The organism is Stenotrophomonas sp. MYb57 (assembly GCF_002966815.1).
GTDB classification, from domain to species: Bacteria; Pseudomonadota; Gammaproteobacteria; order Xanthomonadales; family Xanthomonadaceae; genus Stenotrophomonas; species Stenotrophomonas indicatrix.
In genome coordinates, this window is record NZ_CP023271.1 from 3,143,602 (window position 1) to 3,157,978 (window position 14,377).

Here is a 14,377-nt window from a genome sequence, read left to right on the forward strand (position 1 = left end):
GCTCAGCCCTCCAGGCTCGGCGCACGCACCGCGCAGTGGTCGACATAGGTCCTGATCCGGTCGATGCCATCGGCACCGTACCAGAACACCTTCCAATGACCCTGCTTGTAGCAGCCATCGGACTCGGCGTAGTAGAAGTGGTTGATCGGGTTGCCGTTGCGCGAGCGCCAGAACAGCTGCGGGGTTTCCTCGCGCATCACGTTCCAGACCGCGCGGCCAAGCCCTTCGCCCTGCGCATCATCGAGCACGGCGAACTTGTCCAGGTACACGCCCTCGGCCTCATCGGTGAGGATCACCGCCGTGCGGTAGTTCTCGCTGACATATGCGCGCAGCAGCGTGGTCCTCTCGAAATAGTCCGGCACCAGGGTGCGGCCGAAACTGGATTCGATCAGGCCCTTCAGGCGCGGCAGGTCCAGCTCGCTCCAGGCGGTTGCACGCAGCACCTTCTCGCCCTTGCGCACCAGCGTTCCCGAGCCCTTGTGGGTGAACAGTTCCTTGGCCAGGTCGGCCGGCCGGGTGATCGACACCGACGATTCCAGCGGCAACCGGTCCAGCAGGGACTTGATCTGTTCGATCTTCACCTTCATGCCACCGTGGATCCACGGTTGCGCGATCAGGTGGTCGTACTCGGTGGACAGGTTGATCGAATCAATCACGCTGCCCTGCTCGTCCAGCAGGCCGCCGGTACCGGTCAGGAAGATGATCTTGTACGGCTGCAGCTCCTGCACCAGTTCGTTGGCGGCGAAGTCGGCATTGACGTTGAGGATCTGCCCACCGGCGGTCTCGCCCAGGCTGGTGATGACCGGGATCGAGCCGGCACGCAGGCTGGCCTCGATCGGCGCCAGGTTGACCTTCTTCACCTCGCCGACCAGGCCGTAGGTGTCCAGGCCCAGGTACTCCGCCTCGAACACGCCGCCGGTGATGGAGGTGGCGCGCGCGCCGTTCTGCTGCAGCGCTTCGACCAGGCGCAGGTTGGATTGCTGGAACACCCGGCGCACGATCGCCAGCGCTTCCGGCGAGGTCACCCGCAGGCCGTTGACCGTCTGCTTTTCAATGCCGGCGGCCGACAGTTCCGCATCCAGCTGCGGGCCGGCGCCATGCAGCACGATCGGGGTCAGGCCGACTTCCTGCAGGAACGACAGCGAGGAGGTCAGCGCGTCGAGATCGTCGCGCAGCACCGCGCCGCCGACCTTGACCACGGCGAAGCGCTTGGCGTCCAGCTGCGAAAAGCGCTTGAGGTACTGGCTGATCTCCTTCGCGCTGGCCATGCTCGAGAGCAGGCGCACGATGGTCTGGCGGGTCTGGCGGTGGGGCTGGAGGGCAGGAGACATTTCGGTTTCGTCACAGGCGGCGGTCGCCGCGTTGCAGTTCCGCCGCGCAGAAGCGCAGCGGCGTTGTGGGTCGATCAGGCGCCGGCGGCGATGATCCGGTGTACGGCATCGGTGTAGCGCTGCAGCTGCTCCAGCGTCACGAACTCATCGGCGGTGTGGGCCTGGGCGATGTCGCCCGGACCGAACACCATCGTGGTGTAGCCACCGGCCGAGAACAGCGACGCCTCTGTCCAGAAGTCCACCGCGTTGCCGATCGGCAGGTCCAGCGCATCGGCCACGTCGCGCGCCAGCAGGCGGCGGTGCTCGGCTTCGGCGATATCCCCTGCCGGCAGGCTGGGGCCACGGAAGGTTTCGGTGAACAGCGCCGCTTCCGGTTCGGCGAAGCCGGCGAAGGTCGCCAGCAGCGCATCGATATCCATCGACGGCAGCGGCCGGAAACCAAAACGCACTTCCGCCGCCGGTGCGATCATGTTGGCCTTGATGCCACCTTCCACGCGCCCGATGTTGAAGCGCAGGCCGGTCAATCCACCGAAGCGTGCCGAGGCCAGCGATTGGACATGGTCCAGCGCGCGGTTGCCCCAGCGCATCGCCTGGTGCAGCGCACTGGCGGCTGCATCCTGCTTGCCCGACGCATGGCCGGCACGGCCGGCGAACTGCATCAGTACCGAGCTGATGCCACGATGCGCGAGCACCGCCTCGCTCATGGTCGGTTCGGCCACCAGCACCGCTTCGTACGCAATGCCCCGGGCCAGGAACGCCGCGATGCAGCGCGGATCGTTGGCTTCTTCATCGCTGGAGAACAGGAAGGCCGCGTCGCCATCACTGGCATTGGCGGCCGCCACCAGCGCCGCGGCCGCGCCCTTGATGTCACACACACCGAGGCCGACCACGCGGTCGTCCAGGCGGCGCATCACGTGCGGGTCGGCACTCCAGTGCGGCGAGTCCGGCACGGTGTCCAGATGCACGTTGAACAGGTACTTCGGCGTGCCGCGCACGGCATACAGGCTGACCGCGCCGGCGCCATGGTCGATCACCTCCACATTGAACCCGGGCAGGTTGCCGCGCAGGTAATCGAAGATGCCACCGGTGGTGATCGCACGCGGCGGGTTGCGGGTGTCGAAGGACACCAGTGCCTGCAGGTGATCGAGCGTCTGTTCAAGCATGAATCAACAGTTCCTGTGGAATTCCGCCGGGCATGGCCCGGCGCTACCGGAACGCGTCTGGTGGAGAGCCCCCTTCTTGTTGAAGGGGGCGCGCCAACGGCGCGGGGTTGAGGTGGAATGCGTGGTCAACCGCTCAGCGGTTGACCTGCGCGTAGAGGGTGGAGCTCATGCCGAACAGCTTGATGAAGCCCTCGGCTTCTTCCACGCCCCAGTCGGCCGACTGCGCATAGGTGGCGCCCTTGGTGTTGAGCAGGTGCGGCGACTTCACCGCAACGGCGTCGACGCGGCCGCCACGGGTTTCCAGCACCACTTCGCCGTTGACCTTGGCCTGCGAAGACTTCAGGAAGGCTTCGATGTCGGTCTTCAGCGGGTCGTGGTAGAAGCCTTCGTACACCAGCTCCACCCACTTGCGCGCCACGTCCGGCTTGAAGCGGTTCTGCTGCTTGGTCAGCACCGCATCTTCCAGCGCGCGGTGCGCGGCCAGCAGCGAGACCAGGCCCGGTGCCTCGAACACGATGCGGCCCTTCAGGCCGATCACGGTGTCGCCGGTGTACACGCCACGGCCGACGCCGTAGGGGGCGAACAGCTTGTTGAGCTGGGCCAGGATCTGCTCGCCCGGCAGTGCCTTGCCGTCGAGCTCGACAGCTTCGCCTTCGACGAACTTCAGGGTGACGGTCAGCGCCTGTTCCGGCCACTCGGCGCGCGGTGCGCACCAGCCACGGGCGCCCTCGCCCGGTGCTTCCCAACGATCGATCTCGCCGCCGGACATGGTCAGGCCCAGCAGGTTCTCGTTGATGGTGTAGGCCTGCTGCTTGGCGCGCACGCCGAAGCCACGCTCTTCCAGGTACTTCTGCTCGTAGGCGCGGGTCTGGGTGTGTTCCTTCTGGATCTCGCGGATCGGCGCGATGATCTGGTAGTCGCCCAGCGCCTTCACTGCCAGGTCGAAGCGCACCTGGTCGTTGCCCATGCCGGTGCAGCCGTGGGCGATGATGTTGGTGCCCAGTTCGGCAGCGCGCTTGAGCGCGGCATCGACGATCAGGTAACGGTCCGACACCAGCAGCGGGTACTGGCCCTGGTAGCCCTCGCCGGCCCACACGAACGGCTTGACGAAGCCGGACCAGATGGCCGGACCGCCATCGACGGTCTGGTGGCTGGTCACACCCAGCTCGGCGGCACGCTTCTCGATGAAATCGCGCTCTTCGTCATCCACGCCGCCGGTATCGGCGAACACGGTATGCACGTTGTAGCCGCGCTCCTGCAGGTACGGCACGCAGAAGCTGGTATCAAGGCCGCCGGAGAAGGCGAGAACGACGTCTTTGTTGCTCATGGGGGGTATGTCCTGGTAGCGCCGGGCCATGCCCGGCGGATTGTCTGGAATGCGTGAACGACGTACGAAAATCAGCGGCCGGCAACAGCAGCCATGATCGCCTTCTGCACATGCAGGCGATTCTCGGCTTCGTTGATGGCGATGCACTGCGGCGAATCCATCACGCCGTCGGTCGCCTTGACGTTGCGACGCAGCGGCAGGCAGTGGCTGAACACGCCGTTGTTGGTCAGGGCCATCTTCCGCTCGTCGACGATGAAGTGCTTGAACTGGTCGCGGATCGGCTTCTCCGGCTCCCAGTTGCCGAAGAACGGCAGCGCGCCCCAGCTCTTGGCGTAGACCACGTCGGCACCGGCATAGGCACTGTCGATGTCATGGCTGATCTTCAGCGAACCACCGCTCTCGGCCACGTTCTGCTCGGCCCAGCCCATGTAGCGCTCGTCGAGGATGTAGTCGGCGGTCGGGCACAGCAGCGTCACGTCCATGCCCATGCGGGTGGCGATGGTCAGCGCCGAGTTGGCCACTGCGGTGTTCAGCGGCTTGGGGTGGTAGGTCCAGGTCAGCACGTACTTCTTGCCGCGCAGGTCCTGGGTACCGAAATGCTCCTGCAGGGCCATCACGTGCGCCAGTTCCTGGCACGGATGGGTGATGGTCTCCATGTTGATCACCGGCACCGGCGAGTATCTGGCGAAACTCTCGAGCACGACGTCCTGGCGGTCGTAGGCCCAGTCGACGAACTTCGGGAACGCGCGCACGGCAATGATGTCGCAGTAGCGGCCGAGCACCTTGGCTACTTCAGCGATGTGCTCTTCGGTATCGCCGTCCATCACCGTGCCGAGGTTGAACTCGATCGGCCATGCATCCTTGCCCGGCTGCAGCACCACTGCGTGGGCACCGAGCTGGAACGCGCCCAGCTCGAAACTGGTGCGGGTGCGCATGGACGGATTGAAGAACACCAGCGCGATCGACTTGCCCTTGAGCTGGTCGCCGAGCTTGTTGCGCTTGAACAGCGCAGCCTGGGTCAGCAGCGCGTCAAGTTCGCTGCGGCTCCAGTCCTGGGTGTTCAGGAAGTGCTTGGGGGACATCATCATTCCTTGCATGAGCGGCGCCGAGGGTCGACGCGGTGGAAGGTGGAAGGGAAAACCGGGAACCAGGGTGGTACGAAAAGGTTGCAGATGAAGCTTTCAGAACGCGAAAACGAAAAAACCCAGCCGGCGGGCTGGGTTTTTTTCGGACGAACAGCAGAAAGCTCCGGATTACCCAGCGAGAATGTGGGGTTCCGGTCGACGGGCACGCGACGTCATGCCAGTGGCCTGGCGGGCGGCGCTGCTGTCGTGCTGGAAGTCGGTGAGCTTCATTGGTCGGCAATCTTTACATGCGGCCGGGGCCGGCGCAAGAGGCCGGCGTCGCAGAATCAGGGGGTGCCGGCGGCAGCCTGCTCCGGGCCCACCCAGGGGGTGATCGAAACCCGGATCTTCAGCCGGTTGCCCGGGTCTTCCGGCAGCCGTGAACGGTACTTGGTGCCCTTGTAGACATAGTCCACGTCATAGGCGATGGGGCGGCGGAACTCGCGTCCGACGGGCACGATACGACAGTCCCGCGTCAGCATCGGGCCCGTGTTGGCCGGCGCCGGGGCGGGGGCTTCGGCCGGCAGTTCCTCCAGCACTTCCTCGTCGCTGCGCTTGAACATCGAGCGAACCGAATCCCAGAGGCGGCCGATGCGGCCCTTGTCCTCCACCGGCTCCTCGCCGGTGACATTGACCGGGGCCAGGGTACGGGTCGAGACCGGCTCGCAGTGCTCCTCGGTGCGGGTGGCACGCAGGGTCTGGAACACCGGCTCCACGTTGAGCACCTGGGCGTAGTCGAACTTCACGTTCTCCACGATCACCACCCGGTTGCGGGGCTCGGCCTCCTGGGCCAGGACCACGGCGGGCAGCGCCGACAGGCAGGCCAGGGTCAGCAACGCGGTGGTTTTCATTGGCGAAGGGAGCAGGGACACGGCAATAGTGTAGGCAGTGGTGACCGCAAGGGGCTGAACATTACCCGTCCGCGCCGTTCCTGCCCACCCCACCCCGGCCGCCGGTGACGTCTACCGGTGGCAACGGTTCCCCCAAAGGGCCCCGACACGTTCTAAAATCACAGGCTTGTCCCCCAGTCACAGACCCATGACCCTGCGCCTGCACAACAACCTGACTCGCCAGCTCGAACCGTTCACCCCGCTCGATCCGGCCTGTCCGACCCTGTATGTGTGCGGCCCGACGGTCTACAACTACGTGCACATCGGCAACGCCCGTGGGCCGGTGGTGTTCGGGGTGCTGGCCGACCTGCTGCGTCGGCGCTTCGGTGCCCTGCGCTACGCCCGCAACATCACCGACGTGGACGACAAGATCAACACCGCCGCGCGCGAGCAGGGCGTGCCGATCAGCACCATCACCGACCGTTTCGCTGCTGCCTACCGTGAAGACATGGCCGCGCTGGGCGTGGTGCCGCCGGACATCGAGCCGGAAGTGACCGCGCACATGGCGCAGATCATCACCATGATCGAGCAGCTGGTCAGCAGCGGGCATGCCTACGCCGCCGAGGGCCACGTGCTGTTCGCCGTCGGCAGTTTCGAGGGCTACGGCAAGCTGTCGCGCCGCGATCCGGACGAGATGCTGGCCGGCGCCCGGGTCGAGGTCGCTCCCTATAAGCGCGCGCCCGGCGACTTCGTGCTGTGGAAGCCGTCCAGCGACGACCTGCCGGGCTGGGAATCGCCCTGGGGCCGCGGCCGCCCGGGCTGGCACATCGAATGCTCGGCGATGGCCGCCGCGCACCTGGGCGAGACCATCGACATCCATGCCGGCGGCGTCGACCTGCAGTTCCCGCACCACGAAAACGAGATCGCACAGAGCGAGTGCGCGCACGGCGGCAAGGTGTTCGCGCGCTTCTGGCTGCACAACGGCATGCTCAACTTCGGCGGCACCAAGATGAGCAAGTCGATCGGCAACATCGAGCGCGTCCACGACCTGGTGCGCAGGCATGCCCCCGAGGCGCTGCGCCTGGCGTTGCTGTCGGCCCACTACCGGCAGCCGCTGGACTGGTCCGATGCGCTGATCGAACAGTCCGGCCGCACCCTCGACCGCCTGTACGGCACCCTGCGCGAGCTGGCCGACGTTGCCGCCACCGCGGTGATCCCGGCAGAGATCGAAGCGGCATTGGATGACGATCTCAATACGCCGCAGGCGCTGGCCGAAGTGGCCCGTATCGCCGGTGAAGCGCGCCGCGCCACCGATCCTGGCGAACGCGCACGGTTGAAGAGTGAACTGCTTGGCGCCGGCCTCGCCCTGGGCCTGCTACAGGCCGATCCGGCGCAATGGTTCGGCAACGCCGCCGGCGACAGCGACGACGATGCGCGTATCCAGGGCCTGATCGACGAACGCGCGGCAGCCAAGCAGGCACGTGACTTCGCCCGTTCCGACGCCATCCGCGACCAGCTGGCCGCCGAAGGCATCGTGCTGGAAGACACCCCGCAGGGCGTGCGCTGGTCGCGCAAGCGCGGCTGACCTGCCCTGCCCCGTGGCCGGTCCGCCGGCCACGCTCCCTACTGTAGAGACTGTTGTGATCGACTCCCCGTTCCCGCTTGAACCCACCGCCGCCGAGGCACAGACGGCCATCGCCGAGGAATTCGGTTTCTTCGGCGACTGGTCCGAGCGCTACCAGTACCTGATCGACCTCGGCCGCAAGCTGCCCGCCTTCCCGGACGCGTGGAAGACCGAAGAGCACCGCCTGCTCGGTTGCCAGTCGATGGTCTGGATCGTGCCGGAAGGCAACTCGCAGTCGCTGCGCTTCCACGCCATCAGCGATTCGGCCATCGTCTCCGGCCTGATCTTCCTGGCGCTGCGCGTGTACTCCGGGCGCACCGCGCAGGAGATCCTGGCCACCGAACCCAGCTATATCCAGGATATCGGTCTTGCCCGCCACCTGTCGCCGACCCGCAGCAACGGCGTGGCGGCGATGCTGGCGTTCATCCGCGAGACCGCGCAGGCCCAGCTGCAGCGCGATCCGTCGTGAGCGAGCCCGCCACGGCCGAAGACACCGCGCTGGGCCTGCTGTCCCGGCCCGGTTTCGCCAGGCTGCTGGCGTATCGTATCTTCGCGATGCTGTCCTACCAGGTGGTCGCGGTCACCGTCGGCTGGCACATCTACGAAGTCACCCGCAATCCGTTCTCGCTGGGCCTGATCGGCCTGGCCGAGGTGCTGCCGTTCTTCTGCGTGGCCCCGTTCGCCGGTTATCTGGTGGATCATCTGCCGCGCCGCAAGCTGGGCATGGTCGCCTGTTCCGGCTTGGTCGCCACCGCGCTGGTTCTGACCAGCGTGGCCAAGGGCTGGCTGCCGGTTGAGGGCGTGTGGCCGATCTATGCGGCGATCGCACTGACCGGCATGGTCCGTGCCTTCCTGTCGCCGATCTACAACGCGTTGTTCGCCCGCGTGCTGGCACGCGAGCACTTCGCCCGTGGCGCCGGCCTTGGCGCCGTGGTGTTCCAGGCTGGCATGATCGCCGGCCCGGCACTGGGTGGCGTACTGGTCGGCTTCGGTGGCAAGGGCCTGTCCTATGCGGTGGCCACGGCCTTCGCGCTGGTGGCGATGGGCTGCCTGGCCACGCTGAAGGTGGAAGAGCCGGTGCATGCCGGCCCAGCCGCCCCGATCTTCAAGAGCATTGCCGAAGGCGCGCGCTTCGTGGTCGGCAACCGGATCATGGTCGGCGCCATGGCGCTGGACATGTTCTCGGTACTGCTGGGCGGTGTGGTGGCGATGCTGCCGGCGTTCCTGCACGAGATCCTGCATCACGGCCCGGAGGGCCTGGGCATCCTGCGCGCGGCGCCGGCACTGGGTTCGGTGTGCGTTGGCCTGTGGCTGGCGCGCCACCCCCTGCACCGTAATGCCGGTCGGGTGCTGCTGTTCGCGGTCGCCGGCTTCGGCCTGTGCGTGATCGGCTTCGGCCTGTCCCAGCACTTCTGGCTGTCGGCGTTGATCCTGCTGTTCTACGGCGCATTCGACGGCGTGTCGGTGGTGATCCGCTCCACCATCCTGCAGCTGGCCACGCCGGAAGAGATGCGCGGCCGGGTATCGTCGATCAACGGCATCTTCATCAGTTCGTCCAACGAACTGGGCGCGTTCTATGCCGGCACCATGGCCAAGGTGCTGGGGCTGGTACCGGCGGTGGTACTGGGCGGATTCGCGGTGCTGAGCGTGGCCGGGGTCACTGCATGGAAGAACCCGACGCTGCGGAAATTGAATCTGCGCGATCTGCAATAGAGCGGATTTCCGTGCGCACACGCGCCGGTAGCGCCGGGCCATGCCCGGCGGGCGCTTTCCGCGACCCCGGCGGAAACGCGCCGCCATCCGCGAGCCGGTGCTACGCACCGGTGCCCTGCGCTCCTCGTTGAATCAGGGGACGGCGCGGAAAGCCAGCCGACCAACAGTCGGCTCTACAGAACAGCGGCGCCTCTTCGCCGCTGGTAGAGCCAAGCCATGCTTGATTGCTCTTGCCCTTCCATCCAATCACCGGCTCCGGCCTGAGCCGATCGTGGTTCGGCTCTCCAGCGACCGCGCGCAGGGAAGCGTCGAGAGCCTGCGGGTGGGCCGGGCAGGACCGTCCGCGGCATGGATGCCGCGGCCGAGCTTACAGGGATGTACTTGCAGCGTGTCCTGCCCGGCCCCACCCGCAGGCTCACCCTGATACCCGGAAGGCGCTGCTCTGCGCAGCCAACTCGAACCCAACAAAAAACCCGGCCGAAGCCGGGCTTTCTGCATGACATCACAACGAACCGGAATCAGTCGCCCTGCTGCTTCTGCAGGTGCTCCCAACGCTCCTGGGCGTCGATGGTGCGCTCGGCGGTCAAGCGCGCTTCAAGGCGCTCCAGGCCGATCTCTTCACCGGTGTCCACGCAGTACCCGTAATCACCTGCTTCCAGGCGCTTGAGGGTGCTGTCGATCTTGCCGATCAGCTTGCGGTAACGGTCACGGGTGCGCAGCTCCAGCGAGTTCTCGGTTTCGCGGGTCGCGCGCTCGGCTTCATCGCCGATGTCACGCACTTCCTCACGCAGGTTCTCGATGGTCTGCTTGGACTCTTCCACCAGGTCGGCGCGCCAGTTCTGCAGGCGCTGACGGAAGTACTCCTGCTGCAGCGGGCTCATGTACTCCTCGTCCGAGGCCGGCTTGTAGCCTGCCGGCAGGATCGGGCGGCCAGTGGCCTCGTCGGTCTTGTATTCGACGACCTTGTACTTGCTGCGCGGCGCAGGTGCCGTCGAACGGGCGGCAACGGCCACGGCGACCTTGCCCACGGGGCGGGTCACGGTCTTCGGAGCGGAATCGGATTTCACGGCGGTTTTGGCAGGCGATTTCGAAACGGGCACGGGATTCTTGGATTGCGGGGCGGTCGATGCTGCAGAAGCGGCGGCCGGGGCCGGCTTGGGGGCCGGTTTGGCTGCCGCCACTGCCGCGGTCTTGGCCGGGACAGACTTGGCCGGGGCCGGCTTCGCAGCTGGCTTCGGTGCGGACTTCACTACAGGGGCCGGCGTCGGCTTGGCGGCCGGCGGGGCGACATTCTTAGCAACCTTCTTGGCTGGTGCCGGCTTGGCAGGCGCCACCTTCTTTGCTGCCGGCTTGGCAGCAGGCGCGGCGGCAACCTTCTTCACCACTGCCTTCGGCGCCGGCTTGGCTGCTGCCTTCTTCGGTGCCGGCTTGGCAGCGGCCTTCTTCACCGGCGCAGCCTTGCTGGCAACCTTCTTCACCACCGGCGCCTTCTTGCTGGCAGCGGCAGGTTTGGCCTTGACCGGCGCAGCGGGCTTCTTCGCCACTGCCGGCTTGCCGGATTTCACCGGCGCTTTCTTTGCGGTGGCCTTCCTGGCCGCCGGCTGTGAGGATGCCGCCTTGGTCGCCGGCTTGCTGGCCGGCTTCTTGGCAACGGGCTTGGCCGCCAACTTCTTCACAACAGGCTTGGCGGTTTTCTTGGCGGCCTTGACGGCCTTCTTTGCAGTTTTTTTAGCAGCCACGAAACGCTCTTCCTTGGATTCCCCGGGGCCCGGGAAAGCGGGCCTTTATAGCCTACCCGACCCGCAGCAGCAACCTTGGGGGCCCGCTCCATTCAGTCCAGGAGTCAACGGGTCCAAGGTGCGGTCCGACGAACACGGACCGCCTTGCGCGGTACGGAACCTGTCCGGCACCTGGAGGGGTGCCGCTAGCGGTCGCAGGCCATCTACGACATGCGACCAACGGCCCATCCTGCACAAATGCGGCCTTCATGCCAACTGGCTTAAGATGACTGCGTGATCTCGCGCCTGCTCATCGCCGTGCTGCGCTTCTACAAGCGCTTCATCAGCCCGCTGCTGGGGCCTCGCTGCCGTTTCGTGCCGAGCTGCTCTGAATACGCCATGGATGCCATCTCCCGGCACGGCCCGCTGCGCGGCAGCTGGCTGGCGGCGCGACGGCTGGGCCGCTGCCATCCGTTCCATCCCGGCGGCTTCGATCCAGTGCCCGAATCTCCCAACGCCCCCTCTTGCCGTTGCACAGGAAAACACTGACATGTCCTCCACGCTCATCACCAATGCCCGCCTGGTCAACGAAGGCCGCACCTTCGAAGGCGACCTGCGTATCGAGAACGACCGCATCGCGCAGATCGGCAAGGGTTTGACTCCGCGTGATGGCGAACAGGTGGTGGATGCGGCCGGGCGCTGGCTGCTGCCCGGGATGATCGACGACCAGGTGCATTTCCGCGAACCCGGCCTGACCCACAAGGGTGACATCGCCAGCGAATCGGCCGCGGCCGTGGCCGGTGGCCTGACCAGCTTCATGGACATGCCCAACACCAACCCGCCGACCCTGGATTCGACCATCCTGGAAGCCAAGTACGAGCTGGCGCGCGGCCGTGCCTGGGCCAACTACGGTTTCTACCACGGTGCCAGCAACGACAACCTCGACGCCATTCGTGCGCTCGATCCGAAGAAGGCGCCGGGCGTGAAGGTGTTCATGGGTGCGTCCACCGGCAACATGCTGGTCGACAACCCCGAAACCCTGGACGCGATCTTCCGCGAGTGCCCCACCCCGATCATCACGCATTGCGAAGACACGCCGATGATCGATGCCAACCTGAAAGCGTTCCAGGAAAAGTACGGCGACGCACTGACCCCGGAGATGCACCCGGACATCCGTTCGCGCGAAGCCTGCATCAAGTCGACGCGGCTGGCCATGTCGCTGGCGCGCAAGCACGGCACCCGCCTGCACGTGCTGCACATCTCCACCGCCGACGAACTGGCGCTGTTCGAGAAGGGCCCGCTGATCCGCGCTGATGGCAGCCGCAAGCAGATCACCGCCGAGACCTGCGTGCACTTCCTGCACTTCGCCCGCCCGGATTATGCGACCAAGGGCAATCTGATCAAGTGCAATCCGGCGATCAAGGACGTGGCCGATCGCGAGGCGATCACGGCCGCGTTGGCTGACGACGTGCTGGACGTGCTGGCCACCGACCACGCCCCGCATACCTGGGAAGAGAAGCAGAAGCCCTATGCGCAGGCGCCGTCCGGCCTGCCGCTGGTGCAGTACGCGCTGGTCGCCGCACTGGAACGCGTGCACGAAGGCAAGCTGACCCGCGAGCAGGTCGTGCAGAAATTCGCCCATGCCCCGGCCCAGTTGTTCGATGTGGAAAAGCGTGGCTTCCTGCGCGAAGGCTACTTCGCCGACCTGGTGCTGGTGGAAGATGTGCCGTTCACGGTCAAGCGCGAGGACGTGCTGTCCAAGTGCGGCTGGTCGCCGTTCGAGGGCACCACGTTCCGTTCGCGCGTGGCCTCCACCTGGGTCAACGGCCAGCTGGTGTGGGACGGCAACACGCTGGTGGGCGAGCCCGCCGGCCAGCGCATGACCTACGACCGCTGATGCGTCCGGCACTCATGTTCGCGGCACTGCTGCTGGCAGCGCCCCTGTTCTCCGCACCCGCGGCCCAGGCACAGGACGGCATCGGCGACCTGATCGACAGCCGCGTGGTGTTCCCGGCCAGCGCGTCGCAGGGCGCGCTGGTGATCGGCAAGGTTCCCGCCGGCAGCAGCGTGCGCTATGCAGGCCGCGACCTGCGCGTGAGCAGCTACGGCAGCGTGGTGTTCGGCATCGGTCGCGATGAGAAGGGCCCGCTGCAGGTGCAGATCCGCCGACCGGATGGCAGCAGCGAGACGGCCGCCATCGCCGTGACCGCGCGCGACTGGCCGACCGAGCGGGTGAACGGCGTGCCGCCGAAGACGGTCAATCCGCCGCCGGCCATCGCCGAGCGGATCAAGCGCGAACAGGCGCAGGTCACCGCTGCGCGTGCGCGCGACGACAACCGCACCGATTTCACCCAGACCTTCATCTGGCCGGTGCAGGGCCGCATCAGCGGCCGCTTCGGCAACGCCCGCGTGTACAACGGCCAGCCCGGTGCCGGCCACTCCGGCATGGACATCGCAGTGCCGACCGGCACCCCGGTGAAGGCACCGGCGGCCGGTGTGGTGACGTTCGCTGGGCCGGACCTGTACCTGACCGGTGGCACGCTGCTGCTCGACCACGGCTTCGGCGTCAGTTCGAATTTCCTGCACCTGTCGCGCATCGACGTGAAGGTCGGTGATCGCGTCGAACAGGGCCAGGTGATCGCCGCCGTCGGCGCCACCGGCCGTGCCACCGGGCCGCACCTGCACTGGGGCATGAACTGGTTCGACACCCGCATCGATCCGCTGCTGGTGCTGGAGCGCAAGTAACGGTAGTGCCGGCCGCTGGCCGGCAACCTCATGGTGTTCAGCGACCTATGCGGATTGCCGGCCAGCGGCCGGCACTACCATGTGATGGCTCAGCCGCGCGCGGCCCACCACACGCGCAGCAACGTGCGCACGGGCGTGGCTTCAATCGGTTTGCCGGCGGCCTGCGCCGCCAGACGTGCACGCGCCAGGCTCGACCACACCCGGCGTGCACGTGGACCGGGCACGCGGGTGCCCCACCCTTTCAGCAACTGCTGCGCCCAACGCTGTGCAGCGTTGCCGGCATCTTCGTCCAGCAGGCTGCGCGGAACCCCGGCCACGCCAGCGTCCTGCAGGCGCTGGGCCAGGGTCTGCAGCAGCACGGCATGGCCAGCACCCTTGCGCGGCTTGTCGGCAAACACCACGGCCTCGACCGCAGCCACCGCGTCGGCATAGTTGCCCAGTGCGCGTTCGGCACCGGCAGCGTCCAGCGCTACGGTGCGCGCCTCGACCAGATCCGGCAGCGCCTCGGCCAGCTGCACCCACGGTGCCCGCACCGGCTCCAGCACGCGTCCCAGCGGATGCCGCGAACGCTGCGCGGCCCAGCTGCGCAGTTCCTCGCCCCACCACGCCAGCTTGGCGTCCGCCGGCAGCGGGTCGCCAGCGGTGTTGAGCATGTCGTCGAATTCCTGCAGCAGCGCGAACCACGCCAGCGCCACATGGCGCTGCGGTTCGGCCACGAACGGCTCGGCCACCGACCATTCCGGCCAGCGGCTGCGCCACTTGTCGAGGAAACTATCCAGCGCGGTACTGCTCACTACGTTGT

The 14,377-nt window shown here is 66.8% G+C and carries 13 protein-coding genes; 6 read left to right on the plus strand and 7 right to left on the minus strand.

Translation table 11 applies throughout. The annotated features are described in order from the left end of the window. Nucleotides 1–2 precede the first annotated feature (2 nt). The 5 genes from CLM74_RS14500 to CLM74_RS14520 all read right to left on the minus strand — a co-directional run bounded on the left by CLM74_RS14500 (nt 3) and on the right by CLM74_RS14520 (nt 5,796). Nucleotides 3–1,331 carry an acetylglutamate kinase gene (locus tag CLM74_RS14500; RefSeq protein WP_025876427.1) on the minus strand — a complete coding sequence of 443 codons (1,329 nt, stop codon included), beginning with the start codon at nt 1,329–1,331 and terminating at the stop codon, nt 3–5. Nucleotides 1,332–1,405: 74 nt separating this feature from the next. Continuing rightward, entirely contained in the window at nt 1,406–2,494 is a 1,089-nt protein-coding gene (locus CLM74_RS14505; RefSeq protein ID WP_105164384.1) for an acetylornithine deacetylase, read from the minus strand. Between the two features lie 133 nt (nt 2,495–2,627). Beyond that, complete coding sequence (locus CLM74_RS14510) at nt 2,628–3,821, minus strand: argininosuccinate synthase (RefSeq protein ID WP_025876423.1); 1,194 nt, start codon at nt 3,819–3,821, stop codon at nt 2,628–2,630. A gap of 71 nt (nt 3,822–3,892) precedes the next feature. After that, nucleotides 3,893–4,903 carry an N-acetylornithine carbamoyltransferase gene (locus tag CLM74_RS14515; RefSeq protein ID WP_025876421.1) on the minus strand — a complete coding sequence of 337 codons (1,011 nt, stop codon included), beginning with the start codon at nt 4,901–4,903 and terminating at the stop codon, nt 3,893–3,895. 329 nt (nt 4,904–5,232) lie between these two features. Continuing rightward, nucleotides 5,233–5,796 (minus strand): hypothetical protein, encoded by a 564-nt coding sequence (locus CLM74_RS14520; RefSeq protein ID WP_025876420.1) that lies wholly within the window; start codon nt 5,794–5,796, stop codon nt 5,233–5,235. Nucleotides 5,797–5,983: 187 nt separating this feature from the next. Here CLM74_RS14520 and cysS point away from each other — a divergent pair, with 187 nt between their 5' ends. Genes cysS through CLM74_RS14535 form a run of 3 tightly spaced genes read left to right on the plus strand, consistent with a single transcriptional unit; the run spans nt 5,984 to nt 9,112 of the window. Beyond that, on the plus strand, nt 5,984–7,360 hold the full coding sequence (gene cysS / locus CLM74_RS14525; RefSeq protein WP_105164385.1) for a cysteine--tRNA ligase: 1,377 nt from the start codon (nt 5,984–5,986) through the stop codon (nt 7,358–7,360). Nucleotides 7,361–7,415: 55 nt separating this feature from the next. Next, nucleotides 7,416–7,868 (plus strand): SufE family protein, encoded by a 453-nt coding sequence (locus CLM74_RS14530; protein ID WP_105164386.1) that lies wholly within the window; start codon nt 7,416–7,418, stop codon nt 7,866–7,868. Beyond that, complete coding sequence (locus CLM74_RS14535) at nt 7,865–9,112, plus strand: MFS transporter (protein WP_032978720.1); 1,248 nt, start codon at nt 7,865–7,867, stop codon at nt 9,110–9,112. Before CLM74_RS14530 ends, CLM74_RS14535 begins: the two co-directional genes overlap by 4 nt. Nucleotides 9,113–9,630: 518 nt before the next feature. On the opposite strand, the gene dksA is transcribed toward CLM74_RS14535, so the two are convergent. Next, on the minus strand, nt 9,631–10,851 hold the full coding sequence (gene dksA / locus CLM74_RS14540; RefSeq protein WP_025876412.1) for an RNA polymerase-binding protein DksA: 1,221 nt from the start codon (nt 10,849–10,851) through the stop codon (nt 9,631–9,633). A gap of 273 nt (nt 10,852–11,124) precedes the next feature. Between dksA and yidD the strand changes: the two genes are divergently transcribed. The 3 genes from yidD to CLM74_RS14555 are packed head-to-tail and all read left to right on the plus strand — an operon-like array spanning nt 11,125 to nt 13,575. Continuing rightward, nucleotides 11,125–11,379, plus strand: coding sequence for a membrane protein insertion efficiency factor YidD (yidD, locus tag CLM74_RS14545; RefSeq protein ID WP_099843098.1), 255 nt, complete (start codon nt 11,125–11,127; stop codon nt 11,377–11,379). Nucleotide 11,380: 1 nt separating this feature from the next. After that, the gene (locus CLM74_RS14550; protein WP_105164387.1) at nt 11,381–12,727 is read left to right on the plus strand and encodes a dihydroorotase; all 1,347 of its coding nucleotides are present in this window, start codon (nt 11,381–11,383) and stop codon (nt 12,725–12,727) included. Next, nucleotides 12,727–13,575 carry a M23 family metallopeptidase gene (locus CLM74_RS14555; RefSeq protein ID WP_199776052.1) on the plus strand — a complete coding sequence of 283 codons (849 nt, stop codon included), beginning with the start codon at nt 12,727–12,729 and terminating at the stop codon, nt 13,573–13,575. The genes CLM74_RS14550 and CLM74_RS14555 overlap by 1 nt, the downstream gene beginning before the upstream one ends. A gap of 89 nt (nt 13,576–13,664) precedes the next feature. Here CLM74_RS14555 and CLM74_RS14560 read toward each other — a convergent pair whose 3' ends face one another. Further along, nucleotides 13,665–14,369: a squalene/phytoene synthase family protein gene (locus CLM74_RS14560; protein ID WP_033831576.1), complete on the minus strand. Its 705-nt coding sequence runs from the start codon at nt 14,367–14,369 to the stop codon at nt 13,665–13,667. Nucleotides 14,370–14,377 lie beyond the last annotated feature (8 nt).

Coding starts and splice junctions, on each gene's coding strand:
- CLM74_RS14500 (WP_025876427.1), bottom strand. CDS start 1,331: ATGTCTCCTGCCCTCCAGCCCCACCGCCAGACCCGCCAGACCATCGTG.
- CLM74_RS14505 (WP_105164384.1), bottom strand. CDS start 2,494: ATGCTTGAACAGACGCTCGATCACCTGCAGGCACTGGTGTCCTTCGAC.
- CLM74_RS14510 (WP_025876423.1), bottom strand. CDS start 3,821: ATGAGCAACAAAGACGTCGTTCTCGCCTTCTCCGGCGGCCTTGATACC.
- CLM74_RS14515 (WP_025876421.1), bottom strand. CDS start 4,903: ATGTCCCCCAAGCACTTCCTGAACACCCAGGACTGGAGCCGCAGCGAA.
- CLM74_RS14520 (WP_025876420.1), bottom strand. CDS start 5,796: ATGAAAACCACCGCGTTGCTGACCCTGGCCTGCCTGTCGGCGCTGCCC.
- cysS (WP_105164385.1), top strand. CDS start 5,984: ATGACCCTGCGCCTGCACAACAACCTGACTCGCCAGCTCGAACCGTTC.
- CLM74_RS14550 (WP_105164387.1), top strand. CDS start 11,381: ATGTCCTCCACGCTCATCACCAATGCCCGCCTGGTCAACGAAGGCCGC.
- CLM74_RS14555 (WP_199776052.1), top strand. CDS start 12,727: ATGCGTCCGGCACTCATGTTCGCGGCACTGCTGCTGGCAGCGCCCCTG.